Origin of the sequence: Sulfuricurvum sp., assembly GCF_028710345.1 — a bacterium.
Taxonomy (GTDB): domain Bacteria; phylum Campylobacterota; class Campylobacteria; order Campylobacterales; family Sulfurimonadaceae; genus Sulfuricurvum.
Genome location: NZ_JAQTUH010000009.1, coordinates 59,537 through 86,422 on the forward strand (window position 1 = coordinate 59,537; position 26,886 = coordinate 86,422).

Below are 26,886 nucleotides of genomic sequence, written 5' to 3' on the forward strand. Positions count from 1 at the left end.
TTTAAGACTCTCCACCTTCTGATATAGCTTGTTTACTTCGCTGCTGTTCCAATAAAGACTCTAATTGCATATGAACTTTTTTCAGCGCTCCCTCGCTATCTTGCCACCAATCTGTTGACCAAATACGGACAATATTCCACCCAAGCCCTTTTAAAACATGCTCACGTAATTTATCACGATCTTTTGCTGTAGCGGAGCGATGATATGTAGCACCATCACATTCTACGCCAGCTAAATATCGCCCAGGAGAGTCTGGATCAACAATACCTAAATCAATCCGAAATGAGGATACACCTATTTGAGGATGAACCTCCCAGCCTTTACGTTTTAGAGCATTTGCTATTGCTTCTTCAAAGGGACTTTCATATTCACCTATTGAGCCTAATACTGCTTCAGCTAATGCACGAGAGCCACGTTCAGCAAATTCTAAAAAGTGTTTGAGATCACGTACTCCACTTGATTGTGTTCTTGATAAGTCAATTTGATCAGGACGTAAACTGGAGAAAACGCGCAATTCATGTCTTGCACGTGTTATTGCCACATTTAAACGACGTTCACCTCCGCTTTTGTTCATGGGGCCAAAGTTCATTGAAATTTTTCCAGCGAGGTCGGGACCATAACCAATAGAAAAATACATAATATCTCGTTCATCACCTTGTACGCTTTCAAGGTTTTTAACAAATACAGGCTCTAATGCATCTTCTGAAAAGTATGGCTCAATATCTGGATTTTTTCGGCGTGCATCATCAAGCAAATCCTCAATTAAACGTTGTTGTTCAGAATTGAATGTAACAACCCCTATCGTGAGTTTGGAAGCTTGAAATGCTTTATCGCTCAGTTTAGTTACCAGTTCTTCAACAAGTGCACGTGCTTCAGGCTTATTAGTTCGACTACTGCCTTTTTCATAAACCCCATTTTTTATCAAATGGAAACTGACTGCCCGATCGTCGGTAACGGGTGATGGGAACGTTACCAGTCCACCTCCGTAATAGTGATGGTTGGAAAAGGCAATTAAGCTTTCATGCCGGCTTCTGTAATGCCAGGAGAGATTTAGCGTAGGTAAATTTGCTCCTATACATTCGTCCAAGATACTTTCTAAATCGACTTCAACGTCTTCATTTACATCTTCTTCGTCTGCGGCTGAGGCTCGGTTAAAAAATGAAGTAGGTGGCAGCTGTTTAGGGTCTCCCACCATTACTACCTGTTTACCGCGCGCAATTGCTCCGATTGCATCCCAAACGGGAATTTGTGACGCTTCATCAAAAATGACTACATCAAATAACGCGATATCCGTTGATAAATACTGAGCAATCGAAAGAGGGCTCATTAATAGACAAGGCGTTAATTTTGTAATAGTGTTTGGCATCAAGCTAATGAGTTCACGTAAAGGTTTATGCGCACGCTTTTTTTGCATTTCGCGTTTAAGAATGCCCCATTCTGAACTTTTTTTGACCTCTTCTTGATCGGGTAAATCTTCACACAGTGTTGCATAAATATAATTTCGAGTCAGCTGAGTAAATTTATCATCTAAGACTCTGAAATCCGCAATACGTTTTTCATGTTCAGTAGAGACAAATGTACGTAATACATCATCTCCATCAACTGTAGTGTTTAGCCACCAACGACAGTAGTCCGTTTCAAATGCATTACGTACTTCTCCTAATTTGACTTCACCGAGCTCAATTCCCAAAACAAGCGGCTTCAAGCCAAGCCCTATTGCTTCATTAGAAGCTTTATTCCATGCACACCATGCATGTAGCTTTGGTTCCATAGGGGGTATAGCGGCACAGTATTTAGCAAGTTCAGCAGGAGTGTCTCCAACCTTATCCATTAACTCTATTGAACCAATACCTGCCTTGGAGATAAATAACTCAAAAGCATCATTGAACTCATTCAATGACTGCACATAGTGATTACCGGCGCCAGTGATAGAACCGGCTTCTTCAAGTAGAGCATTTCCATCACCCAGGAGTTTTTCCAATGATGCCTTTATGAGAATAAGTGAATCGGCATCTTTTGCGAGTGCGGCCATAGCAGAAGAGATATTTTTATAAAAAAGCTGTCCGTTTTCAGCTTCATTCAACCTTGTTTTTAACCCTGCCCATAAACCAGACGTCTTACCCACTAAATCATTCAGTTCATTTATATCTGCTTCTAGTTTTCGAAGTTCTTGGATTTTTGGCAAATCTGTAGCTACATCAGGTTTATGTTTGCCTTGAATATGATTGGCCAGCTCTTTATAAACTTTACGACGTCCAAGCCAGCTCATAGGCCAAAACGTTTGTTCTGCTTTCTGCCACTGCTCACTTAAATGCTCTACCATGACATTAGTAACTTCATCTCGATAAGGGACAGACAATTGTTGAAAAGTAGACTTGTGCTGTTGGATAAATTGAACGCCTCGATCTAAATCATCCATGATACGTCGCGCGTCCGGACGCAGTACAAATCGAAAATCATTACCAGCAGCTAAAGGCAGTGCTTTTGTAAGCAACAATAGAGCTTCTCGCACACGTGTTTCAAGATTAAATATAGGCAATCCAAGCGCTTGTGCATAAGCTTCGGCAGAGAGTTCAAACTTCTTAATCTTAGGAACTATATGAGTACTGGATTGAAGCATTGTTTCTTGCCAGTTCGGTGACCATTCATCATGTTTAATGATCGATAATGGACTATTAGAAATATCACCAACTTCACGGGCATTTAAATCAAGTCGATCAGCCAAATTCAGTAGTTTTTCTAACGTATCCACGTCGTGAACATCTCCGGCTGACCATTGTAAGCCTAATCTAGGAAAATGTTGGCCAGATAAAATTTGCCCTATAGCTTTGTAAGCTGTTAGTCCGTTGTGGCGTTTCTTGTGGAGTTGATTTACAAAATCATTGAGTTGGTTTCGTAAAGTTTGCAGTTTTTGCGCTTCTCTGTGCCATTCATCCGCCTCTACTCCGCCTTTCGCATCCCATGCCCGACCAAGTTGATGCAATACATCAAGCTTTCGAGCTTTACTGGAATGCAGTTCTAAACAAAAATCTCCCAATCCCACGTCACGTAATCGACGATAAACTACATCCAATGCCGCAATCTTTTCCGATACAAACAAAACGGTTTTTTGTTCAGCGAGACACTGAGCGATCATATTGGAAATAGTTTGGCTTTTACCTGTTCCCGGAGGGCCTATGAGTACAAAATCTTTCCCCTTAGCGGATGCCATTACCGCTGAGAGTTGAGAGGAATCGACGGGTAATGGACAAAATGTTTTTTCAGGGCCATAATCTTCATCGAGTTTTTTAGGATTCGAAAAAGCAACCTTACTTGGATAGGGATCACGTGGTGTTTCAATCAAGTGACGTACAACAGGGTTTTGTTTCAACTGCTCCGTATGATCTATCAAATCTTTCCACATCAGATATTTTGCAAAAGAAAAGGTTGAGAGTACAACTTCCTCTGATACTTCCCACCCTTTTATATCTTTGATAGCCTGAGACACTTGTCTCCATATACCATGGATATCTAGCCCATGATCATCTTTTGGCAATTCACGCTGGGCAATAGGTAGTTCGAGCTCAAAATCTTGGCGAAGCATCTGTATAAGTGTCGGATTAAAACGGGCTTCATCATCATGTAAGATGAGGCTGAAGCCCTCACGCACACTTTTTCGATTGAGTATGACGGGGATTAAAATCAGCGGAGCACGATAGCGTTTGTCATCTTTCTCACTACGTGTCCATGAAAGAAATCCAACAGCCAGATAAAGAGTATTTGATCCCCCCTCAGAAAGTGATGCACGCGCAGTTCTGTAGAGTTCAGTGAGACGGCTATCCAATTCATCAGCTGACAATGCAACAAATACCTCATTACGATTCAGGGCATCCAACGCATGTTCTCGATGCAAATTTTCCTGCTCGCGTGATTCATGAATACTACGATCGCGTAAATCTGATCCATCCATCAAATCAGGTCTAGGTTTTATTCGTATCGTATTGCCATCAGCTAAATTGTCTTCCAATAGCCCAGGATCAGGAGCATCCAGTTTGATCATACGTTTATTCGTTCGAAAGTTGAGAAGATTATTGCGCAATGAGAGATCTAGCAGTTTACGTTGCCACATATCAAGCCGATCCGTCGGTGCTGAAGAAATATCATTATCTCGAATGATTTCATCATCTGGCAAATCAGGAGCTTCATCAAACATAGGCTCCAGATTTTCTTCTTCTACAAGAGGAATTGAACTGGCTTTACTGTCTGCACTTGCCAGAGGTTTGATACGTTGTAGCCTTGCCCGTTTGACATCGATGATTAGTTCAAACTTTGTTTCTTCAGCTTCAGATATCTGTTTTTCTCCTTGTTCAATTGCCCGTTTGAATGAAGGACATGGACGTTGTGTTAAATAAGTCGTTTCAAATACAACCAGTTCTTTGAGAGCTATTCTTTTTCTTAGTGCTGTAATATCATCGGTTAGTACTGTCGAGAATTCTTCGTCTTTAAGCCAAACACCGGCGAAAGAGTGTCCCCGAGTAAAGATGATAATAGGGTTAAGTCCACATTGTTCCAGCGCCGCACAAATGAGTAGTGTACTATCCAAACACGTGGCGAGTCCTGCATCGCTAATTTGCCCTGGAGTACGTATCTTTTGCCCCGATACTTCAAAACTAGCGGGAGGTAATGCATAGTCTAATCCGAGTGAACCGATCGCAGTCCAAATTGCAGAAGCTATTTCCCACGCTTTTTTTGGACCACCGAGATATCCATTTAATGACGATTCTTTTTCATGCTCACGTAAAATAGACGCTGCTTTTTTCAGTAATCTCTCTACCAATGCATCATTAGGCTGAACGTAGGCAGCAATCATCTCTGGCATATGCCCAATACCGCTCCATTGATTACGAGGTAATAATTCAATGGTATCTTCTGCTTTAGCTATTACATTGTCATTAGAAGTCAGGGACAAAGTGATTTGTATATTTTCTGATTCATTCAACTGAATCAACATGGAATTGTCAAATTGCACATCTCGATCAGGTATCGGTAGTTTCTGACCGGCTGAAATCATATCAATATGCCAGATTTTAGGCTTAATGAAAGCAGGGGTAGTGGATAACGTCAATGTTAAATCACTTAAAGGTTGATCGCTAGTGTTGAGCAAATTCAATTCTATTAAGACTGGTACAGAGTTTTGAAAAAATGCGAGATTAAATTTTGGTAAGAAATTCGCTTCTATTATGATTGGTTCATTGTTCACTTTTTTTCCTGATAAATTTTTCATATAAATTCTCTATACTTGATTTGTCTTATTATCTGTCAGAAGGATTTAGAGAAAATCATTACAATTTATTCAACGGAGGCTTCTGACTGTCTTATAATTACTTCATTGATTTTAGAGATCATGACATTAACCTTTTCTCTTTCTTCTGGAGTAATCTCTTCGGAGTAGCTTGTTTCTTCCAATTCATTATCTTCATGGATAAATTTTATCAATTTAATGTAATTAAAATCCTCTTCTGTTCCATTGTGAAGCAATTTTACTTTTATTTCATTTTCTTCTTTGGAAAAAACTAATTTCATACCATCTCCTCAAATTTTTTCATATTGTATTTTTTAACTCTCTTTTTAATAGACGTTTTCCCACCATCAGTAATTGTTGCAATATGATCAACGACACTAATTCCATTTATTTTGCCCTCTAAAGGATTGGACGTAATCAATATCTTTTCATCATTTTTACATAAGATAACATTTTGAGCATCACCCAACATAGGTATCGTAGCATTATGCGATACAATGATTACTTGTTTACGCTCTTTTATTTTTTTTATGGCATCAATCAATCCTTTGTTAATATAACTATTTGCTAAATTGTCTTCTGGTTGATCAATAATCAATGGTGCTATGTCACCTTCATATCCTAAAATTAAATCTAAAAGCACTGATGTCTTCCAGCCTGCGCTCAAAGAATCAAATTCTTTACCATCCCTTGTAATAATTCTATATTTTCTTTTATTCATATTCTCAAATTCAATATATACTTTTGATTTGAAGTCTTCATAAGTGCTAACTTTTGGTCTTTCTTTATAATTTGCAACGTATAATTCTCTTGGGTTTAATTGTTCCAAAGAACCAATTTTATATTCACTTTTTAAAAACTCATTAATGGTTTTTAAAAAAATATCTCTATCAATTTTAAATGTATATTCAATTGATAATTGATGCCCCATTGATTCAATAACTCGGCTTTGAATTGTTAAATCATACGATTGGATTTTTTCAAGCTGATTTTTAAATTTATTCAAGTTATCTGTATATTGATTAATTTGAGTGATTAATTTCTCATAGTTTTCTTTCTTGTGCTGACTTTCTTTATTCATGGTAGAAAACAAATCGTCTAAGCTCTTTTTTCCAAGCAAAATTTGAGTCCTAACTTCTTGTTCAAAAGAAGATAATAAATATGCATTCTTTAATTTATCTATTATAGTCTGTAGCTCAACTTCATCGTATTCAATAAATTCGTTATTCTGCATAAATTTTTGAAGATCATCGATGGATTTTAAATGCTGTTCGTAAACTGACAATGAATATTCTATTTTGCTTATTAAGTCATCAGAAGGTTGTATTAACTGGATAATGTTTTCTTTTATTTCGGAAGTTTGAATCAATCTGTTTAAAGAAGGAATTTTCAATATTTCATTTTCTGATTTTTCAATTTTTTCGACATAATCTATTAAATCGTTTATATCTTTCTTTAAATCAGATAAACCATTTTGAATTCTATCTCTTACATCTTTTTCATCAGGAAATACTTTTTTTATAATATCAATTTTGTCAATTTCATTTTTGTTTCCAGCTATTAAACTCATAATGTAATTTTGATTAATGTAATGAGGTATGCAATGTGAAGGATTGTCAATTTCAATGCTTTCTACACCAAAAGATTTATAATTTGATGTCGAAAAATCATTTAATGTTTTACAAGTAATTGCATCAACGAAAAGTGTTTTTCCACTGGAAGAATCACCAATTACAACATTTAAACCTGGCGTCAAAGAAACGTCAATCGTAATAGAATCATTTTCTAGTTGAACAGATTTTAAATATTCAGCCCAATAGTCAGGCTTAGTTTCACTATAAATCAATCTAGAATGTTCTGATAATGACAGTCTCAAACCATCAAATGTAGGTTCGGCCAACATCCAAGTGGGAAGAAAATCGCTTGCGTCATCTGATTTTGTTTTAGGATATCGTACAGGGTTATAATTATCAGTGCAAGTAATTAAATTTATATATTCATTAATTCCTAAACGGCTAAAGAAGCTTATTGTCCTTTCTAATCCTCTTCTGTTCCTAGCGGTAAAACCATCAAATTGATTATAGTACAAGCTTTTTTCAAGGCGAGTATTAAAGTGTCCATCAACAGATTCATCAAATGTTCTGTGGTTTTGTCCACCATGAGGTAATAGTAAAAAATCATATTGATCAAATTTTCTGATTATAGTTTCAATATTTTCTACTTTTGTTTCCGGAATAGATTCTCCATTTTCTATTCGTTCAGGTTTGATAACTTTTTGAGGATAAAGCTCATCTAAAATAAGATTAATTCCGTCTATAGCTTCTTCGGTAATTACATCAAAATTAAAATATATATGACAATGATAAGGTGGTCTTGTTTCAGCATTTTTAATATGTAATTCAACACCTAAGATAACATTCTTTGTTTTCTCAAGCAATTTCATATATGCATTTTTATTTATTGTATTGTGATCAGTTAAGGATATTAAGAAAGCTGAATTACTACTTACTTCAGCTACTTTTTCTAATAATAAATCAACATCATAATTTTGATTTAGATTTTCTTCATTCTCAGATGTATGTATATGTAAATCCAAATAAACTGGTGTCATATTTTCTCCTTTTACGATTCAATAATTCTCAACTAATTTTTTGATCTTTATTTCATGAGAGATCAAAAATATCTGCAGATACGACTCGCTTATCTGGATGCGCCGTTCTTCGTTCTTGATATCCGAATAGCAAAAGAAATTAGTCAGCATCTGAAAGCGTTTCAATTACAGGCTCTGGTAGTAATTCAATCTCCATTTCTACTTCATCGAAATCCTGAAATTCCATTTTTGAATCTTTCAATGTTTTTGAAGTTCGTGCACCAAGCCGTTTCAGGTTTTCAACACGTCCCATCAAATTACCAGACCCTTCTGTTAATTGCTTGTGAGCATGCTCATATGTACTTGTAGCCGTCTGTAACTGTTTTCCGATTTTTCCAAAACTGTCAGAAAATCCAACCATTTTGTCATATAGTTTTCCTGCCTCGTCAAATAGTTTTGATGCCAAAGTATTTGACTGTTCACTTTGCCAATAAAGGTATATAGTTCTTAGTGAAACAGTCAACGTAGAAGGGTTGACTATGGCGATATGTTTTTTGAGTGCATACTCGTACAATTTTGGATCTTGTTGTATTGCCATAGCAAAGGCACCTTCAATCGGAACAAACATAAAGACGTATTGCAACGTTCCTACTTTGTAATGAGCATAATCTTTGCTATCAAGTGTGTCTATATGGTTTTTGAATGAAGCCACGATTCCATTTGTTGCTAATAGCCGTTCCTCGTCAGTTTCTGCATGTATATAGTTGTTATAATCATTGAGTGAGACTTTCGAGTCGATGATGATCGTCCGCTCTTGCGGTAGTTTTATGATCACGTCAGGGCGTTTGGTATTTCCTTCCTCATCTTTATAACTTTCTTGTGTATCGTAATGCACCCCTTTGCGTAAACCGGAGTATTCAAGTACGCTTTCAAGTATCATTTCTCCCCAGCTGCCTTGCATCTGTTTTTTGCCTTTAAGCGCTTTTGTAAGGCTTTCGGCTTCCTTGCTGATATTCATACCTGCTTTGGTAACTTGCTCTATCTCTTTGGAAAGCTCGGCAAACTTTTTGGTACTGTTTTCTTGAGAATCTTCGACCTTTTTCTTGAATGTATCAAGGTTTTCTTTGAAAGGTTTTAGTAACCCATCAAGTGATTTCATCGAAGTTTCATCAAATTTTTTGAGTTTACTATCAAGGTTTTGTTGCATGATTTCGTTGAGTTTTAGCTCAAGCTTTTTACTCTGTTCTTCAAAATCTTTTTTCAGTTTTTCGTTGTTTTCTTGCTGTGCAGCAAGTTCTGCCTGAAATTTAGATTTTTCTGCCTTAAGATCGCTATTGTTTTCCTGTAATGATTCTATTTTTACTTGCGAAGACGTAAGATCATCTTTTAAGAGTTTGATTGTCTGAAGTAACTCATTTTTACTTTCATTTAGGGCGTTTGAATCAGCTTGTAATACTGATTTTTGACTGGTTAAAGTGGTGTTTTCTTCAAGTAAATTATCTATTTTCTTTTGAGCTGTTTTTAAGTCATCTTTGTGTGTATTAATCTCATTTTGCAAATCGCTATTTTTGCTGTTAAAGCGTTCAGTATCTTTTTGAAAACCAAGAGTTAACTGTTGTAATTCATGCTCTTTTTTATCAATATTGCTATTGGCTTGTTGCAACTGACTTTTTAACGTTTCGATAGATATATTTAATTCATTTTTTTCACTTTCGAGTTTAACTACTTGATCTTCTGTGGATGTAACTTTTTTTGAAAACTCAATGAGATCTTTTTCATTTTCGGCAATGGTGACATCTTTTTGGGATAAATAAGTTTTATGGGTATCTATTGATAGCAATAGATCTTTATTTTCAACGCGTAGATTTTCTATGGTTTCAGTTAAAAGAGGGACTCGTGCGGCTAAATCACGTTTTTCATTCAATTCGTTTTGTAGAGTTGCATCAGGTGAACTTTGAATGCTTTTTCGCATCCAGACAACAGAGCCTATGACGACAACTGATAAAACCAATACGGCAATTGTTATTTCAAACTCCATATGTATCCTTTTTAATTCTCAAAATAGAAATGTTATGCGTTGGAAGAGGCTTAATATTAAAGTTTATGACATGGTTGGGCAGATGGGTGTCAGAGAAATGGAGAGCTCTCAACGCAGGCCTTTATCAAAAGATAATAATTGTTAATAGATTAATATCTCTTCGCTTAAAATAACCCTTTTTGTTTATAAAAAGTGTACAATAAGTAAAAATTATCTTGGATTTATTGATGCTCGATCCTATTGCAATTTATAGTACAGTTTTTTCGAATGCTTGGCCAATTTTTCTTCTGATCATTGTTATCCTCTTTTTCAAAAGCCCGTTTATGAAAGGGAAAATAGGGGAAGTGATTGTTAATTCTATCAACTCAGCTACGTTGGATGAGACTATCTATATTCCCATCAAAAACGTTACCTTGTCCCTAAAGGACGGTTCGACAACCCAAATCGATCATATTTTAGTTTCCAAATACGGCTTATTTGTTATCGAAACCAAAAATATGAAAGGGTGGATTTTTGGAGGAGAAGATCAAAAAGAGTGGACACAGCAGATATTCAAAGACAAATACCGTTTTCAAAACCCTCTCCGCCAGAACTATCGCCATATTAAAGCACTTGAAGAGATACTTGAAGTTCCACCAACAGCATTGACATCGGTGATTGCATTCGTTGGAGAATGCACATTTAAAACCACAATGCCGGAGAATGTCTTTCGAGGAATTTCTTATACTAAATACATCAAGTCTTTTGATCAAGAGAGATTGAACCCCTTACAAATTCGCCAAATCCTTAGTAAGCTACAACGTAAACAATTAGAGCAAAGCTTTACAACCGATCGTACACATGTCCAAAACCTCAAAGAACGAATGGAACAACCGGTAGTATCCAGTACCGCTGCTATGACATGCAGCCGTTGCGGCAGTACAATGGTATTGAGACAGAATAAGAAAAACGGTGAAGAATTCTATGGTTGCAGCAACTATCCAAAATGTAAACATACGGCACCGATAGTATGAGTATCGCCGAACTCACCCAAAAACGGTTCAGCCACGTAGAATCATGTAAGTTAAATAGCGATAACTCTCATCGAATCATCGCAAACCTCTATTCAGACAGCACCCACTTCCTCTATGAACTTTTGCAAAACGCGCAGGATGCCGAAGCGACATCGGTATCATTTGAACTCCACCCCGATAGATTGGAAACCTCCCACAACGGCAGAGCTTTTAGTTTTACCGATGTTGAGTCGATTACAACGATCGGAAGTTCCACAAAGTCAAATGAGCCCAATAAGATAGGAAAATTCGGTGCCGGTTTTAAATCGGTATTCTCTATCACCGATACCCCCCATATTTATAGTGGAACCTATAATTTCAAGATCAGTGACTATATCATCCCCGAAACGATCGATCCGCTGGAAAACCAAAGCGATGAACATACAAGCGTTCTTCTGCCGTTTGATAGAGCAGAGATCGATGCGAAAACACTTTATGTTTCCATTGCTAAACGTCTTCGCTCCATCGGTAAAGACGAGCTCCTTTTTCTTAGCAACCTATGTCGTATCGATTGGAAGATAGGTGATGAAGCCGGATATGTCGAAAAAGCAATCGATGAAGCATCTGAAACACGCTCCCTTATCACACTAGAGACGCATAACAAGACAGAACGTTTCGAACTCTACCGTCGCAGCTTCACGATTGAAAATAAATTACTTGAATGTAAAATCGCATTTGCTTTAAACGCATATGATCGATATGTCTCGATCGGCACCAATCCGCTCTATGTTTTTTTCCCGACTGTTGTACCTACCAACTTGCAGTTCCTCATTCATGCCCCTTATAAAACCACCCCAAACCGTGAAACGATCAACTTCTCCGATCCTCAGAACCAAACTATCACCGATAACATTGTTGAGCTCTATAAGAGCGTTTTAAAAGACATGGCGGAACGAAAGGTATTGGATGTTGAGACCATGGGGCTTTTTCCTCTCTCCTCTCAAAGCGGGGAACTTTCTCAAAAAATGCTTGAAGCATCTATTTTTCTCTTTAAAACACATCCGCTGATTCCGACACAAGAGGGTGGATATGCATTGCCTTCATCACTGTTTTCCTTGAACGGCGAACTGGATCATACATTTTTCTATGAATCTCAGATCCATACGCTCTTTGAGAAAACAGCATGGATTCATGAAGGGTTCTATAAACCGATTCATCTCGTCCTCAAACGTTTTTTGAACAGCTATTTGAATGTCATGGAGTACAAATTAAACGACATCCTTCATAGTATCACTGAAGAATTTTTGGTTGCTAAGAGCAATGAATGGATGGGAACGTTTTACGGTGAGTTTGATAAAGCCAAACACTACGTAAACTCTTATCTATTAAATCGACCGTTGGCACGTCTCGAAGACGGTAGCCAAATCCCGTTTAAATCCGAAAGAGGGGATATTCAGGTCTATATCCATCCGGGAATGTCGACTCGCTTTCAGTGCTTGCACCCTGATACCACAGCATCGACGGGCGCTAAAAGCTTTTTGAATTCTATCGGGGTTAAGGCTCCGGACGTTATTGACGAGATCAAAGAGTTTATCCTTCCGACATTAACTACCCTTTCAAAAGATCTGGATTCAACAGAAACCTATTTACAAGGGATGGGAACACTTTTAGAGATCTACAATGATTCAGAGCCATCCAATCGATCACGAATTGTCGAACTCATCAAAACTTCTGCATGTATATTAGCCGTCTATAAAGGTGAGTTCAAAGTAGCGCGCCCGCAAGATGTCTATCTACCCACTGAGCCATTGAAGCGATGGTTTGTAGGGGATACTTCGATAAGTATGATGGATGCTGCATTGTGGGCTGTGCTAAGCAGCAGTGATTTAGGTACTTCATTGCCGTTTCAAATACGCCCGGAAATTAAAATGGCTGATCCACATATCGACTCAGCGCATAAAGAGCGATTGCGTCATACACCATTGGTAGTTGATAGGGGAGGGGATGATTTTAGTTGGGAAGGGCTTGACCGCCTCTTGTCCACACCGATCGATAAAGAGCTCAGTCTAATCATTTGGAACTTTTTGATTTCGTATCTCGAAGAGAAGAAAAATATTTTGCGCGGATATTATCGATGGCAAAGCCCGTTCAATAATCATGAGAAAGAGTTTGACTCGAAAATCTGTGTTCTCTTGAAACAGACATCATGGTTATATGATCAGGATGGTGTCGTACATAAACCTACCAAACTAAAAGCGGAAGAATTATCCGAAGCGTACAGTTTTGATGCTATGGGTGTTGACGTCAAAGAATTACTCTCCCTATTGTCGTTTAAGACAGACGCTATCGAAGATCTCGAAAAACAGGGCTATAAAATAATCACACCCGATGAAGCGGAAGCATTCGAATCATTCAAAAAATTGCAGCAGCAATCGATTGAAGAGGAAGAACCAATTCTTTGGAATCCGGCATCACCAAATATTGGCACATGGGTGAGTGAAGCCGATCCGGATATGAAAGTGGATATCGAAATATATGAACCAAAACCAAAGAAATCAAAAGATCTTCGTAATCAAACTCCACAGAGCTTTTTTGAGGATGAGATGGAAGAGCCATATAGACCCTTCGTTCCTAAGACAATCCGCAAATCGATCGGAGAGTGGAGCGAAAAATATGTCTATCGCTATTTGCAAGATTTTTGTGAGCAGAACGCAGATAAAGGGTATCATGTCCGTTGGATGAACAATGAAAAAGATGTAGGTTGGGGATATGATTTTGTTTTGATGAAGGGGGAGAAGGAACTTCGCTATATCGAAGTCAAAGGACGATCATCCAACACTAGTGAAATCGAAATTTCCAAGACTCAATGGGAGTTTGCAAAATTCCTCTTCGACAAAGGGGAGGGGGATAAGTATTCGATTTTCATCGTTCAAAACGCTGGTAAATCGTATGCAAAATTGATCCCTATAAATAATCCTGTGAAGATGTGGTTGGATGGGAATTTAAGTATGTTGAAGATTGAACTTAGTTATTAAGTCTAAAGATTGATATATGAAAAAGCCAAAACATCCACGAACTTTAAAGTTAATCAAAAACTACATCCCAAAGCAACTCGTGAGCGATGAAATAGAAATCTATCCAAACGGAATTTTTCAATTTTTTATCTCGAAAATCTTAGAAGATATCGATAACGGCATCTTCATACCGAAAATGGAACGGATCGATATTGCCAAATGGAGAAAAACGCACATAATAAATTCTGAGTCATTGGATCAAGTGCATCTTCAGCGTGTTAATACCAAACAACCCATAATTCAAGCAGAAATTCGCATCGGACAATTTGAGATAATCGATGGCAATCATCGAATTGAAAAAGCATACCGTGATGGCAAAAAGTCAATACATTCCTACAAAATATACGGTGAAGAGCTTGTCCCTTATTTTTACACTCAAGAAGGGTATGAGTGTTTTGTGAAGTATTGGAACTCAAAATTGGGTGATTAAGGATTAGTTGGTTTAATCATTGTTTTTTAGACGGTATTTCTGCAATCGGCTGTTGGGTTTATCGGGAATGGTATATTCCACGACTCCATCACTAAGCAATTTATTCATGAGCTCATTAAGATAGCGGGTAGGTTTATCTTTGCCTAACATTTGAGCTATTTGTGATTTGGATAATGGCTTTTGACTCAAAAAGTGGAGGACTTGGGATGTAATATCCGACTCTACCCCTGACTCTACCCCTGACTCTACCCCTGACTCTACCCCCGTTTTGAGTAGAGTGACTAAAAATCCTCCATCTTCCTCATTCATTTGTGCTTCAGGCAATCCTGCCTCTTTGCACGCATCTATGATTTTGATGGTTCCGCGCCCCCATGAATCGATATACCCAGCTTTGAAACAGACATCGGCGATGATCGGATTACGTGGACGGGAAGGGTGCTGACGTTTCAGTGCGTCTAAACTCATCCCCTCCGGGAGGGTTCCTTCGTTCCAAATACTGATCTTGTGATCATAGACACGGATTTGCGTCATACTTCCCATGTAGTTGCGATGTACCAGTGCATTGAGGAGCATTTCGCGCAGAGCTGCTACTGGATATTCCCCTTTTTCAACTCTCTGTAACCCTTCAAACTCGATAGGTTTGATCAAAAATTTACGGTTGAGCTGATTGGGAACTTCATGCAGCAGATAGACAAGATTTCCCTCTTCGTTTTCCTGAAAGCGCAGATCGGCATCATCAGTCCCAAAACGTCCCATCTTCACTGTGAGGTTGGGGTAAAACTTTCCGGGATCTTTACCAAAGAGTACAATTGCAGCACGTTTGATCCCTTTTTCATCAGCAAGACGAAGTTTTTCGAGAATCTGAAAGGGTGTTAAACCGCTCACATCGGGTAAACGACCTTTCCCCTCTGCTTCAGCGATAAAGCGATTTAGGCTTGTAACGTCAATATCGTCAATATTTGCCAACGGTTCGATGGCGTTATCCCATGTCTTGCCCGCTTTTTTGAGTAAAAACTCATTGAGCGAAGCACCGGTGTATTCGGTTTTTGTACTGCCGCTACGGTAATAGTAGTGACCGCGAAGCGATACGGCAACATCGTAAGGGGGGACGATGATTTCGAGATAGTGAATATGAGCATCTTCTTTTAGATTGACTTCCGCCATGATCCCTAAATGATTGCGGATTTTATTGGGGATATCTTCGAGAAGTTTTTTGCTATCGCTTAGACCGATAACATTTCCATCATCATTGACACCGATGTAGATCGTGCCGCCGTGAGCGTTGGCAAAGCCGCATACCCATTCAAGGTATTTATCATGCCAGCTCTCTTTGAATTCGACGTTTTGGCTTTCGTTGTTATGCAGCATTCATTTTCCACAGGCTGTTTGCGCAAGAAGTACCGATGGCACAACTTTCGATATTGAAAATTCTGTCATCAGCACTTCTTTGTTTATGTTTCATTTTACGTGTATAAGACTTTTTATCTTTTACGATGCGTGTTTGCAGGTTGATCTCTTTACGAAACGACTTTTGTATAGCGTTATCCCTTGTCATGATTTGCTCCTAAAATTTTGAGTCATGAAATTGTAGCACTATAAACGCTTTAATGTATCAATCAACGTCGATCGTTTCACCTCAAATGTTCGGCAAACGGCTGCTTTCGACATGCCATTATTCAAAGCTTCTAAAATAATATCCATCTTCTCTTGAGGGATAGCTCGCGGTCGTCCGCCGATTCGTCCTCGCTTTCTCGCTGCTGCCAACCCTGCATTGACTCGTTCCTGAATCAGTGAACGCTCGAATTGTGCGAGTGCTCCAAATACATGAAACAGTAATTCACCCGATGGGCTAGAGGTATCCATTCCCTCCGTTAGAGATTTGAATCCAACTCCTTTGGATTTTAGTTGTGAGATAATTTCAATCAAGTGGGGTAAGGATCTGCCTAATCGATCCAGTTTCCAAACGACAAGGACATCACCTTCTTTGACATACTCCAAAGCTTTAGCTAATCCGATTCGATCATCTTTTGATCCAGAAGCTTTGTCTTCAAAAATGTGCCGCTCATCTATTCCTGCACTAATGAGTGCATCTCGCTGTAAATCAGTACTTTGTCGATCACCATCGGTTGAAACTCTCATATATCCTATTAGCATGTCGGAAAACCTCAAATTTTAGTATCCGACTATTATATCATTCCGATAGGGTTTTTCGTATAGATTATTGCATATTTTTAGTGCTTAATTATAGAGTAGGGGAGAGTGTACGAAAAATACTTATTTACCATCATATTTAAAAATGTCATTAATCACAATTGATATGGCTCTTCCACGAGAATCAGAACTAAAGTTACAGATAATTAATTACTATATAAAGGTAGAATTAAAAATATTCAGCTACCATTTCAATTACTACACTTGGGTAGAATAAATGATGGGGGTTAAAATGACTGAGCGTATTACTAAAAATATGGCCAGAAATATTTACTTTGGCGGGGGTCTTTTTGCCATATTGGTATTTACAGGACTTACCTTTGATACCGTTAAGCAAGTTCCAAAATTAAGTCATGATGACAAAATTACGGAGTCCGTGGCGCTTGGGAAAAGAGTATGGGAAAATAACAACTGTGTCGGTTGCCATACGATTATGGGTGAAGGTGCTTATTATGCTCCAGAGCTTGGAAATGCGTTTCAACGTTTAGGCGGTGGAGATGAAGAGGCATTTAAAACGTATCTTGCAGGATGGATGGCAGCGCAGCCTATGGATACACCAAACAGAAGAAAAATGCCGCAGTTTCATTTAACACCGGAACAAGTGACTAATCTTGCAGACTTTTTGATTTGGACATCACGTGTCAACAATCAAGAGTGGCCGCCAAACATTAAAGGATAAGGAGAGCCTATGAAATATTCGTCTCAAATGGTCGCAAAACCATATTTTATTTTTGCACTCATTCTTCTTGCAGGGGAGATTGTTTTTGGTCTTAGTATGGGAGTTCAGTATCTTTATGGTGACTTTTTATTCCCAGCGATACCGTTTAATGTACTGCGTATGGTCCATACGAACTTGCTAATCGTACTTTTGTTGTTTGGATTTATGGGTGCCACATACTACCTCATTCCCGAAGAGAGTGAAAGAGAGTTATGGAGCCCTATGTTGGCAAAAATCACATTTTGGGTTTTTGCGGCTGCAGGCGTAGCAACAATATTGGGTTATTTATTGGTTCCGTATGCAACATTGTCAGCATCACTCGCAAACAGTTTTTGGCCGACAATGGGGCGTGAATTTTTGGAGCAACCGACGCTTACCAAAGTAGGAATTGTCGTTGTCGTACTATCGTACATTTTAAATGTGACTATGACGGTAATCAAAGGTCGTAAAACGACCATCTCGGTTATTTTATTAACAGGTCTTTTTGGATTGGCATTTTTCTTTTTGTTTGCCTTTTACGTTCCGACAAATCTTGCTATGGATAAATTTTTCTGGTGGTTTGTAGTCCACTTGTGGGTAGAAGGGACATGGGAACTTATTTTAGGTGCTCTTTTGGCGTTTGTTCTTATTAAAACGACTGGGGTTGACCGTGAGCACATTGATAAATGGCTCTATTTGATTATTGCAATGACGCTTATCTCGGGACTTGCAGGAACAGGGCATCACTTCTTCTATATTGGTACTCCGGGGTATTGGTTATGGATCGGATCGATCGCGTCGGCGGCAGAGCCTATTCCGTTTTTCTTGATGATTCTTTTTGCTTACAATATGGCTAAAAATCGTCGTATTCAGCATGACAACAAAATTGCCTTGACGTGGGCAAAAGGGACTGCAGTTATGGGATTTTTGGGAGCGGGAGTCTGGGGCTTTTTGCACACACTCGCACCGGTCAACTTTTACACACACGGTACACAATTGACCGCAGCACACGGGCATCTCGCCTTTTTTGGTGCGTACGTCATGATCTGTTTTACGATGATCTCGTATGCAATGCCGATTCTTCGTGGTCGACCGCATGGAAATGGACCAAAATCGCAAAAAGTGGAGTTAACCAGTTTTTGGATGATGGTTATCGGTATGATCGGTCTGACATTGGCATTAACGGTTGCAGGTATTATGCAAATCGAAATGCAACGTCTTCCCGATGCAGCTCATGCAATGGGCTTTATGGAAACACAAGCAGCTATTTCTAGCGTTTACGCGGTTCGTTTAGGATTCGGTGTAATGGTTCTTTTGGGATTATTGACCTATTTCTACAGTTTCTTTGTCAAAGAAGAGAAAGTAGTCGCATAATGGATGAGAAAGTCGGTAAGTTTTGGGATCACTATGTCACCAAAAAAGCCTCTCGTCTTTTTAAAGACGAAGCGGTTCTTTTTGAGAGCAAAGCCAAAGCGTTAAAAATCTTTTATCACCTCTTAGGGGGTGAACAAGGAAAAGAACTTCATATTACCGACAAAAGATCGATTAAAACTTCACGCACACTGCTAGAAAAATTCTCAGGTACCGGTAAAACTTTTTTTCTTGCCTGGCAAGATGAAAAAGGGCTTTACCTTCCTGCCTCTTTAGCTTATTTCCCTTCAAAAGCAAACAATGAGATGCACTATTATTGGTTAATTGCCATGCTGAGCACTGTGAATATCAAAAGTCAAAATATATCAGCAGAAAATTCCAATGCAGCCAATACCCTCATAAAAAAATACACAGGTTTTAAAGAATTTTATACGTATGCATACAGCTATTTACTCAATCAGTATCCTGAATTATCTGCGAATGAAGCTTCCATCGAAGTTTCATCAGCGGATAATTACCCGAATCCTTTGTGGATTTATCCCTCTCTTTCTTCTTCTAACAAGCTCCTTGATACGGGTGATGAAGAAGAAATCCTAAGACAAAACGATGAACAGAGTAAGAGTGAAACGTTGCAGATGAAGAAAAAAAGCGAACAGATCGATGATAAAAAAGAGACGGATGGTCTGCTGCTCTTTTTACCCGAGTCTATTTTGAGCTTTATGGAACAGGTTCGTGTCGATCGGCAGGAGAATGACAGTTTTGATGAAGATGCTCTTTATAATGCCGAAGATTTAGATGAGATCACACTGGGGCGCAAAGATGCCAATCTTCACGCGCGAATCAAAATGGATCTGGATATCTCTGCCAACAGCATTGAAGAATATCCTCTGGGCAAAGGGCATTTTATCGATGAGTGGGATTATAAAAAAGAGGTTTATCTCAAAAATTATGTGTGTATAAGACCCTTTGTTTCACTCCATACCGAGCCCATAGAATTACCGAAACGGCTACAAAAAATGATGCGGCGTATCCAAAGCGAACTTGATATGATGGAACTGGATCGACTCAAAAGAGATAATTTGCCATACGGAGATGAGATCAATATCGATACATGGATCGATTATAAAGGACACCAAAACAGATCCAACCACCCTCAGAGATTTTTTGAAACTTTTGAGCGAAAAACCAGAGATATGTCCACGCTTATTTTGGCAGATGTTTCCCTCTCCACAGAAGCAGGAATTACACAAGAACTGCGCGTAATCGATATGATCCAAGATTCTCTGATGGTGTTTTCCGAATCCCTCCATCGGCTGCAAGACCGTTTTGCTATTTATACGTTTTCATCCATTAAAAATACAAAAGTCAATTTTCATATCATCAAAAATTTCAAAGAAAAATACTCTGACGTCATTCGCGGTCGGATTCATGCCATCAAACCGGGATATTACACTCGGCTCGGTGCAGGGATACGGGAGAGTGCCAAGATATTGGAGAAACAGCAGAGCCAAAACAAACTCCTGCTGATTCTCAGTGACGGAAAACCGAATGATGTCGACCGATACGACGGCAGGTACGGTATCGAAGATACCAAAAAAGCGATTGAAGAGGTGAAACAAAAAGGGATCACTCCGTTTTGTATTACAATCGATATCGATGCCAAAGAGTATCTCCCTTATCTCTTCGGGAGAAATTCGTATGCCGTGATCCGTGATGCCAAAAAACTCCCCAAAGTTTTACCCGAAATCTACATGAATTTGACCAAATAGGAGAAAGAAAACGATGTCAAAAATGTACTATTTGCCACAAGGCAATGAAGTTGAGCTTTTTAAGGCTGCCGCCGGGATGAATCTTCCCATCTTGATCAAAGGTCCGACCGGTTGCGGTAAAACGCGCTTTATCGAAGCAATGGGTGAAGAACTGGGTCGCGAGGTTTATACCGTGGTGTGTCATGATGATCTCAGTGCGGCGGATTTGGTCGGTCGCCATTTAATCGATGAAAACGGAACCTACTGGCAAGACGGACCGTTGACAAAGGCGGTACGCAACGGAGGTATCTGCTATCTCGATGAGATCATAGAAGCCCGAAAAGATACGACGGTCATTCTCCATTCCTTGGCAGATTACCGTCGAGTACTCCCGATTGACCGAACGGGGGAGGTGATCGAGGCACATCCGGATTTCATGCTCGTAGTATCCTATAATCCCGGATATCAAAATGTTTTAAAAGGGATGAAACCGAGTACGAAACAGCGTTTTATCTCACTCAGTTTTGATTATCCGAAAGCGGAGATTGAAACAAAAGTTATATTGCAAGAGAGTGGTATCGATCACGAACTAGCGCAAAAATTGGTTGCCATAGCCGGTGAAATCCGTCAACTGAGTGACAGTGATATCCAAGAAGCCGTATCAACGCGATTGCTCATATATGCTGCCAAATTAATTGCTAAAGGGTTTGATCCCTATCAAGCGTGTATCCACTCCATCGTAGAATCACTCAGCGATGAAGAAGATGTTTTAGAAGTGCTTGAAAAACTTATTTCGCTGCATTTTAAAAAAAGTTTGCATGTCTAAAGCTCTAACCCTAAAGAGCTCCTATCCGCCAGGAGATTTTGCCATTTGGATTGTTATCTATATCGAATTATTGACGTTTGGACTGTTCTTTGTAGGGTATGCTTTTTCGCGAAGACTCAATATTCAAATGTTTAATGATTCACAGCTTTTTTTGAATAAAACGGCGGGATTTATTGATACTCTCATTTTGATAACCAGTAGTTATTTTATTGTAAAAGCGATTCAAAGTATTAAAAATTCCAACAAAATTAATCTCCATATTTCCTCCGCAATCGCCTCTAAATGGCTATTAGCCACAATGATTTTCGGTGGTGTGTTTTTAGTCAATAAGCTATTGGAATTTTCCGATATATTTGCCCAAGGATTCAGCCTAAGTACCAATACATTTTTTATGTTTTATCTTCTGCTTACAATGTTTCATTTCATGCATGTTCTTTTGGGAACCATCATCATTTTTACAATTCGACAAAAGACACAACGGCTCGGATATACTTCTGCCGATTATTCAGGGATGGAAACGGGTGCCGTATATTGGCATTTGGTCGATTTGCTGTGGATTGTCCTTTTCACTCTCATTTATATCCTGCGTTAAGGACTGTGAAGTGAAAAAAAATGTTGAAGTCATTTGGTTAGTCCTGATACTACTCTCCATATTTGCTTTTTTATTGGGGTATCTAAAACTAGTCAATTCGTCTCTTGTGACTGCCTTACTCGTAAGCACATTTATAAAAGGACAATTGGTAGTTGACTATTTTATGGGGCTAAAAGAGGTGAAATTTAAATATAGAATTATTCCTACACTTTGGCTCAGTGTTGTATTGTCTTTGGTCGCAGTAGCCTATTATATACCGGTAGGAAAATTATAATTTTGTCTCTTTATTGTTGATAAGAGAGGCTAGAGTTGTTGTTGTCAACATAGTTTCAATAAGCTCTTTTGGCTGTGCCCACTGATCGTGCAGAGCGCAGGGGTTGGACGCGTCACATTTTTCAAATCCCAAAATACAGTGCTCCGACTCAAGCGGTTCTCCGATCGCTTCGAGAATATCGCATAAACGGATGGAATCGGCGCTTTTGGCAAGAGTAAGTCCCCCTTCACGGCCGCGCGAAGCGCTGACCAGCCCTTTTTTAACCAGTTCTGTCATCATTTTTGTGAGGTATTTATAGGGTAGGTTCAGTTCTTTATGCAGAACATTTACCGAATGGGACGTTTCTGCGTAGCGGTGCAGATACGATAACACTCGGATAGCGTATTCGGTAGTTTTCGAAAAGTGCATAGCTGATCCTTAAATCTGTAAAACACAATTTTATTAGATTTTACCTTATAATAGCACATTTGTCTACTTTGTGGTAGTATTATAGTGATTATTATTAAGCAGGTGTAATATGCAACGGATTCTTTTTTATTTAACCTTGAGTATCACAATGCATGCGGCTGTATTAAGCGTTGAAGATGCCGTTGCGATGGCGTTAAAAAATCACCCTGACGCGTATGTCGCATCGATGCGGTATGAGAGTGCCAAAGCCGATTCTCGGAGCGTTCAAGCGGCACTGCGTCCCCGTATCGATCTAAACGGCGAATATTTTCCGACAAAAACATTTGTAATGCCCGCAAACGGCGTTTTTTCGACACGCCAAAACGATGCGTTTCATACCGATATTAGTGCATCATATACAATATGGGATTTTGGACGGACGAGAGATCGTTACCATGCATCTTTGAGCAGTGAAGAGGAATCCGGCGCCAATAAAGAGACGATTCAAAATGCTCTGATTGAGCAGGTATGGTTTCAGTATTACTCTTTGGGGTATATCGCTTCGGTGATTGATACCGCAGAAATATCGGTTCGTTTTTATCAGGCACAGCTCAATCAAGCAACAGGTATGCGTCAGGCGGGATTGAAAACAATAGCGGATGAATCACGTTTCAAAGCCTCATTAATGGAAGCTGAAGAGCGTCTTAGAGCTGCCCATGCCGCCTGGGATAAAACACAAAATGCCTTAGGACTTCTGATCGGAAGCGAGGAGAAGTTTACGATCGATAACAATGATTTGAAAAAGCGCGCTTTAGAGATACCATCGATAGCACAGAGTGAAAACCTCCGAGCGGATATGAGTGCTTCTAACCCTCAACTCGCTGCGCTAAGAGCTAAGATAGAGCGATCCAAAGCTCTGTTTGATGCCCAAAATAAAGAAGCTTACGGGACGGTATCGATTGTAGGTTCTTACGGATATGACAACTCTCTCTCCTCCTATGACAGTTCTCAACTCGGAATTAGAGGGACCATTCCCCTCTATGATGGGGGAAAATTATCGGCAGATGCGGAAAAAAGCAAAATTGCTTTGGATATTGCACGTAAAGAGTTTGAGAGCGCCGAAAAAGCTCTGTGGCAAGAGTTGTACAGTTCTTATCGTGATTTTAACCGTGCCGATGAGACAATCGCCGCCAAAGACGGAGTGATCGATGCAAACCAAAAGGCATTGGCGCTATCGGAAGGTCGGTATGCACAAGGTTTGGCAACCTATGTGGATATTTTGGAATCGCAAAATGCGTTAGACAATGCCCGTAATGAGTATGCGGAAGCCAATTTTCTGAAAATACAAGCTTGGGCGCACATACAGCGTTTATTGAATAAAGGGTGTGAAAATGATGTTTGCAAACATTAAGCCGGTACTGATTGGTATCGGTGCTGCGGTTATCCTCGGAGGCTTGGGTTATAACAAGGTATATCTTCCTAAAGTGACGTATGACTCGGTGTTCCCGAAAGAGGGGAATCTGACCGAAAATGTCAACGGAGTCGGAACACTGGAAGCCAAAGAGGTTATTCTTCTCGCTCCCAAAAGTACCTCAAAAATTGGGGCACTCTATGCTGATGAGGGGGATCGTGTCAAGAAGGGGGCTGTATTGGCTCGAATGGAGCTCTCCGATTTGGCTGGAAGTAAAATCGAAAGTGCGGCCCTTATCGATAAAAGCCGCGCGCAAATGGGTTCTCAAAAGGCCCTTATCGATGATTTAACGGCCAAAAAAGAGTTGAGCGATGCAACTTTGAAGCGTTATCGCACTCTAATAAAGGGAGGCTTTGTGACGCAGGCTGAGCTCGATGGTGCTGAGGCGCAAGCCCGTAGTGCCAATGCTCTCTTAGCGAGTGCACAGGAGAATTTGGCGCAGTCGGTGCATGAGGTACAAAGGGCAGAGGGATCGTTAAGTGCACTCAATGCTAAAATCAATGATCTCTCCCTCTCTTCCCCAATCGACGGGATTGTGGTTTCTCGCGAAGCGGAAGTCGGAAGTACGGTGGGTGCAGGGATGGCGGTACTACGAATCGCAAATCCTAAGACAGTGTGGATAAAAGCGTATATTGATGAGCGCCAAAGCGGGTTACTGCGGGTAGGGCAAAAGGGCTTTGTTACCCTTCGTTCGACCCATGAGCGCAAATGGCCGGCGGTTGTAAGCCGAATAGGTGTCGAGAGCGATCGAATAACGGAAGAGCGTGTTGTTTATCTCACACTGCAGGAGACGCCTGAACCGTTATATCTTGCCGAACAAGCCGAAGTGGAGATACTTATCGCCCATTATACTAATGCTCTGATTCTCCCCGCCGATGCCGTCGTTTACAATGAGGATAAAGCGGGCGTTTGGATGTCGGATAACGGCAAAGCGGTTTTCCATCCGGTACAGGTTCTCGGACATAACAGTGATGGCGATGTGGCCATTTCCGGACTGGAGAAAGGGGACCGTGTCATTGTGACCGGAAACCGTCCCCTGAAAACAGGAGACAAGGTTCGTCTATGATCAATCTGGCACAGCGTGATATTTCCCATTCTCTGGGAAAATTCATTACGACCGCATTAGGTGTAGGGATGCTGATCGGGGTTATGCTGATTATGCTCGGAGTCTATCGCGGAATGGTGCATGACGCGATGATCATCCCCAATGATCTGAAGGGCGATTTGTGGGTTGTCCAAAAAGATACATTGGGACCATTTGCTGAAAGCTCCCGTCTGCATGAAGATCTTAAATACGCGTTGAGCGGATTTACAGGAGTTGAAAAGGTTTATCCACTCACATTTCAGAGTCTTCAGATCATTCAAAATAAAAAGCCGATACGGGTATATGCACTGGGGTATGAATCATTAAGCGGTTTTACCCCTTTTCGTCTTGTCGAGGGGAGAGCAATATCGATTGCCCATCAGGAAATCATTGTTGATAGTAAAACCGGATTTAAACTCGGTGATTCCATCTCTTTGGGGCGCAATACCTATAGGGTTGTCGGTCTTACCAAAAAAGCGGTCTCCTCAGGAGGGGATCCGATGATTTATCTGGATCTCTCCGAAGCGCAGGAACTGCAGTTTCTGTTTAGCAATGAACAAATCCGCAATGACCGTTTTCGCGGTGGAGAATCATCCGCGACCGCTATGGTCAACACCTTTGTCTTAAAGGTTAAAAAGGGATTTGACCCTATAGCGGTTGCGCAAGAAATAAAGCGGTGGAAACATCAGGAAGTCTATACCCAAGAAGAACAGGCCGCGATTCTTACGACGAATTTGATTGAACGTTCTGCGAAGCAGATAGGGATGTTTACCGTTATTTTGCTCATCGTTTCCTCGGTTATTATCTCACTTATCATTTATACGATGACCATGGGGAAAATAAAAGAGATCGCTATTTTGAAACTGATCGGCGCCCCCAACAGTGTCATTACTAAAATGATTGGACAGCAATCGCTGCTTCTGGGGGGGATCGCTTTTATCGGCGGGAATATTTTTGCCCATGCGAGTGCCGATATCTTTCCGAAGACGATTGTCCTTTTCTATTCGGATGCGGCCAAACTTTTTGTTATAGTTATCATCATCAGTATACTGGCTTCTCTTTCAGGAATACGTTCGGCACTGCATGTTGATCCAGCCAGTGCGATCGGGGGATAAATGAAACGCTCTATTATACGATTGGAAGAGATTCATAAAACCTACGGAAGCGGAGAGAGTGCCGTCACAGCGATCAAAGAGGCCAATTTTGAAGTTTATTCGGGTGAAACGGTCGCATTGCTCGGTCCCAGCGGCTCCGGGAAAACTACACTGATTACGATGATCGGATGCATTACGGAACCCACCGGCGGGAAGCTGTTTTTGGATAATGAGCTGATATATGATCAAAAATGGCAGGTCAAGGATACTCGACGGATACGTCGTGAAAATATCGGCTTTATTTTTCAATCGCACAATCTGATACCGTTTCTAAATGTTTTGGAAAATGTGACATTGGTTCCGCAAATGAATAAAATTTCCAAAAACAAGGCCGATACGCACGCAAAAGAACTCTTGGATTATTTAGGAGTAGGGGATAAACTAGAGAAAATGCCCTCTCAGCTCTCGGGGGGACAGAGCCAGCGTGTGGCGATCGCCCGTTCGTTGGCGAATAACCCCAAAATAATTTTAGCGGACGAGCCCACTGCAGCCTTGGACTCCGAACGGGCGTTGTCGGTTATGCAGCTACTGAAAAAACTCTCTATCGAGCAGGATGTCGCGATTATTGTCGTTACCCATGATGAACGGATGCTGCCGTTGTTTGACCGGATTTTACGTGTTGAAGACGGACGGGTTTATGAAGAGACAAAAGAGAGATGAAATAGT

At 40.1% G+C, this 26,886-nt stretch carries 21 protein-coding genes; 13 read left to right on the forward strand and 8 right to left on the reverse strand.

The genetic code is table 11. From position 1 onward, the window contains the following. Position 1: 1 nt before the first annotated feature. From PHC76_RS11775 to rmuC, 4 genes are all read right to left on the reverse strand, one after another. Positions 2-5,263 carry a DUF4011 domain-containing protein gene (locus PHC76_RS11775; protein WP_300210150.1) on the reverse strand — a complete coding sequence of 1,754 codons (5,262 nt, stop codon included), beginning with the start codon at positions 5,261-5,263 and terminating at the stop codon, positions 2-4. A gap of 65 nt (positions 5,264-5,328) precedes the next feature. After that, on the reverse strand, positions 5,329-5,562 hold the full coding sequence (locus PHC76_RS11780; RefSeq protein ID WP_299974928.1) for a hypothetical protein: 234 nt from the start codon (positions 5,560-5,562) through the stop codon (positions 5,329-5,331). After that, entirely contained in the window at positions 5,559-7,892 is a 2,334-nt protein-coding gene (locus tag PHC76_RS11785) for a hypothetical protein (protein WP_299974931.1), read from the reverse strand. The genes PHC76_RS11780 and PHC76_RS11785 overlap by 4 nt, the downstream gene beginning before the upstream one ends. A gap of 139 nt (positions 7,893-8,031) precedes the next feature. After that, positions 8,032-9,909, reverse strand: a complete 1,878-nt coding sequence (gene rmuC, locus PHC76_RS11790) for a DNA recombination protein RmuC (protein WP_299974934.1) — start codon at positions 9,907-9,909, stop codon at positions 8,032-8,034. Positions 9,910-10,136: 227 nt separating this feature from the next. Here rmuC and PHC76_RS11795 point away from each other — a divergent pair, with 227 nt between their 5' ends. Genes PHC76_RS11795 through PHC76_RS11805 form a run of 3 tightly spaced genes read left to right on the forward strand, consistent with a single transcriptional unit; the run spans position 10,137 to position 14,405 of the window. Next, the gene (locus tag PHC76_RS11795) at positions 10,137-10,922 is read left to right on the forward strand and encodes an NERD domain-containing protein (protein ID WP_300210153.1); all 786 of its coding nucleotides are present in this window, start codon (positions 10,137-10,139) and stop codon (positions 10,920-10,922) included. Beyond that, positions 10,919-13,936, forward strand: coding sequence for a DUF3883 domain-containing protein (locus PHC76_RS11800; protein WP_299974940.1), 3,018 nt, complete (start codon positions 10,919-10,921; stop codon positions 13,934-13,936). The genes PHC76_RS11795 and PHC76_RS11800 overlap by 4 nt, the downstream gene beginning before the upstream one ends. A 16-nt stretch (positions 13,937-13,952) precedes the next feature. Continuing rightward, positions 13,953-14,405: a hypothetical protein gene (locus PHC76_RS11805; protein WP_299974943.1), complete on the forward strand. Its 453-nt coding sequence runs from the start codon at positions 13,953-13,955 to the stop codon at positions 14,403-14,405. A gap of 12 nt (positions 14,406-14,417) precedes the next feature. On the opposite strand, the gene PHC76_RS11810 is transcribed toward PHC76_RS11805, so the two are convergent. From PHC76_RS11810 to PHC76_RS11820, 3 genes are read right to left on the reverse strand one after another with little or no spacing between them, the layout of a single operon-like run. After that, positions 14,418-15,773 (reverse strand): ATP-binding protein, encoded by a 1,356-nt coding sequence (locus PHC76_RS11810; RefSeq protein ID WP_299974946.1) that lies wholly within the window; start codon positions 15,771-15,773, stop codon positions 14,418-14,420. After that, complete coding sequence (locus PHC76_RS11815) at positions 15,763-15,960, reverse strand: hypothetical protein (RefSeq protein ID WP_299974950.1); 198 nt, start codon at positions 15,958-15,960, stop codon at positions 15,763-15,765. Before PHC76_RS11815 ends, PHC76_RS11810 begins: the two co-directional genes overlap by 11 nt. 38 nt (positions 15,961-15,998) lie before the next feature. Further along, positions 15,999-16,559: a recombinase family protein gene (locus tag PHC76_RS11820; RefSeq protein WP_299974953.1), complete on the reverse strand. Its 561-nt coding sequence runs from the start codon at positions 16,557-16,559 to the stop codon at positions 15,999-16,001. Positions 16,560-16,872: 313 nt separating this feature from the next. Here PHC76_RS11820 and PHC76_RS11825 point away from each other — a divergent pair, with 313 nt between their 5' ends. The 6 genes from PHC76_RS11825 to PHC76_RS11850 are packed head-to-tail and all read left to right on the forward strand — an operon-like array spanning position 16,873 to position 22,124. Then, on the forward strand, positions 16,873-17,295 hold the full coding sequence (locus PHC76_RS11825) for a cytochrome c (RefSeq protein WP_300210157.1): 423 nt from the start codon (positions 16,873-16,875) through the stop codon (positions 17,293-17,295). A gap of 9 nt (positions 17,296-17,304) precedes the next feature. After that, entirely contained in the window at positions 17,305-18,687 is a 1,383-nt protein-coding gene (locus PHC76_RS11830; protein ID WP_300210159.1) for a cbb3-type cytochrome c oxidase subunit I, read from the forward strand. After that, the gene (locus PHC76_RS11835; protein WP_300210160.1) at positions 18,687-20,453 is read left to right on the forward strand and encodes a VWA domain-containing protein; all 1,767 of its coding nucleotides are present in this window, start codon (positions 18,687-18,689) and stop codon (positions 20,451-20,453) included. Before PHC76_RS11830 ends, PHC76_RS11835 begins: the two co-directional genes overlap by 1 nt. 13 nt (positions 20,454-20,466) lie before the next feature. Next, positions 20,467-21,258, forward strand: coding sequence for a CbbQ/NirQ/NorQ/GpvN family protein (locus tag PHC76_RS11840; protein ID WP_300210163.1), 792 nt, complete (start codon positions 20,467-20,469; stop codon positions 21,256-21,258). Beyond that, complete coding sequence (locus PHC76_RS11845) at positions 21,251-21,850, forward strand: cytochrome c oxidase subunit 3 (protein WP_300210166.1); 600 nt, start codon at positions 21,251-21,253, stop codon at positions 21,848-21,850. The genes PHC76_RS11840 and PHC76_RS11845 overlap by 8 nt, the downstream gene beginning before the upstream one ends. A gap of 10 nt (positions 21,851-21,860) precedes the next feature. Beyond that, positions 21,861-22,124 (forward strand): cytochrome C oxidase subunit IV family protein, encoded by a 264-nt coding sequence (locus PHC76_RS11850; RefSeq protein WP_300210168.1) that lies wholly within the window; start codon positions 21,861-21,863, stop codon positions 22,122-22,124. Here the strand turns inward: PHC76_RS11850 and PHC76_RS11855 are convergent. Continuing rightward, positions 22,119-22,532 (reverse strand): Rrf2 family transcriptional regulator, encoded by a 414-nt coding sequence (locus PHC76_RS11855; protein ID WP_299897709.1) that lies wholly within the window; start codon positions 22,530-22,532, stop codon positions 22,119-22,121. The genes PHC76_RS11850 and PHC76_RS11855 overlap by 6 nt on opposite strands. Before the next feature lie 109 nt (positions 22,533-22,641). On the opposite strand from PHC76_RS11855, the gene PHC76_RS11860 reads away from it, so the two are divergent. From PHC76_RS11860 to PHC76_RS11875, 4 genes are read left to right on the forward strand one after another with little or no spacing between them, the layout of a single operon-like run. Next, positions 22,642-23,922: a TolC family protein gene (locus PHC76_RS11860; RefSeq protein ID WP_300210170.1), complete on the forward strand. Its 1,281-nt coding sequence runs from the start codon at positions 22,642-22,644 to the stop codon at positions 23,920-23,922. Continuing rightward, positions 23,903-25,048, forward strand: coding sequence for an efflux RND transporter periplasmic adaptor subunit (locus tag PHC76_RS11865; protein WP_300210172.1), 1,146 nt, complete (start codon positions 23,903-23,905; stop codon positions 25,046-25,048). Before PHC76_RS11860 ends, PHC76_RS11865 begins: the two co-directional genes overlap by 20 nt. Beyond that, a complete protein-coding gene (locus PHC76_RS11870) occupies positions 25,045-26,181 on the forward strand; it encodes an ABC transporter permease (RefSeq protein ID WP_299897698.1) in 1,137 nt (378 codons plus the stop codon). The genes PHC76_RS11865 and PHC76_RS11870 overlap by 4 nt, the downstream gene beginning before the upstream one ends. Next, positions 26,182-26,880: an ABC transporter ATP-binding protein gene (locus PHC76_RS11875; RefSeq protein WP_300210174.1), complete on the forward strand. Its 699-nt coding sequence runs from the start codon at positions 26,182-26,184 to the stop codon at positions 26,878-26,880. It begins immediately after the preceding gene. Positions 26,881-26,886: the final 6 nt, after the last annotated feature.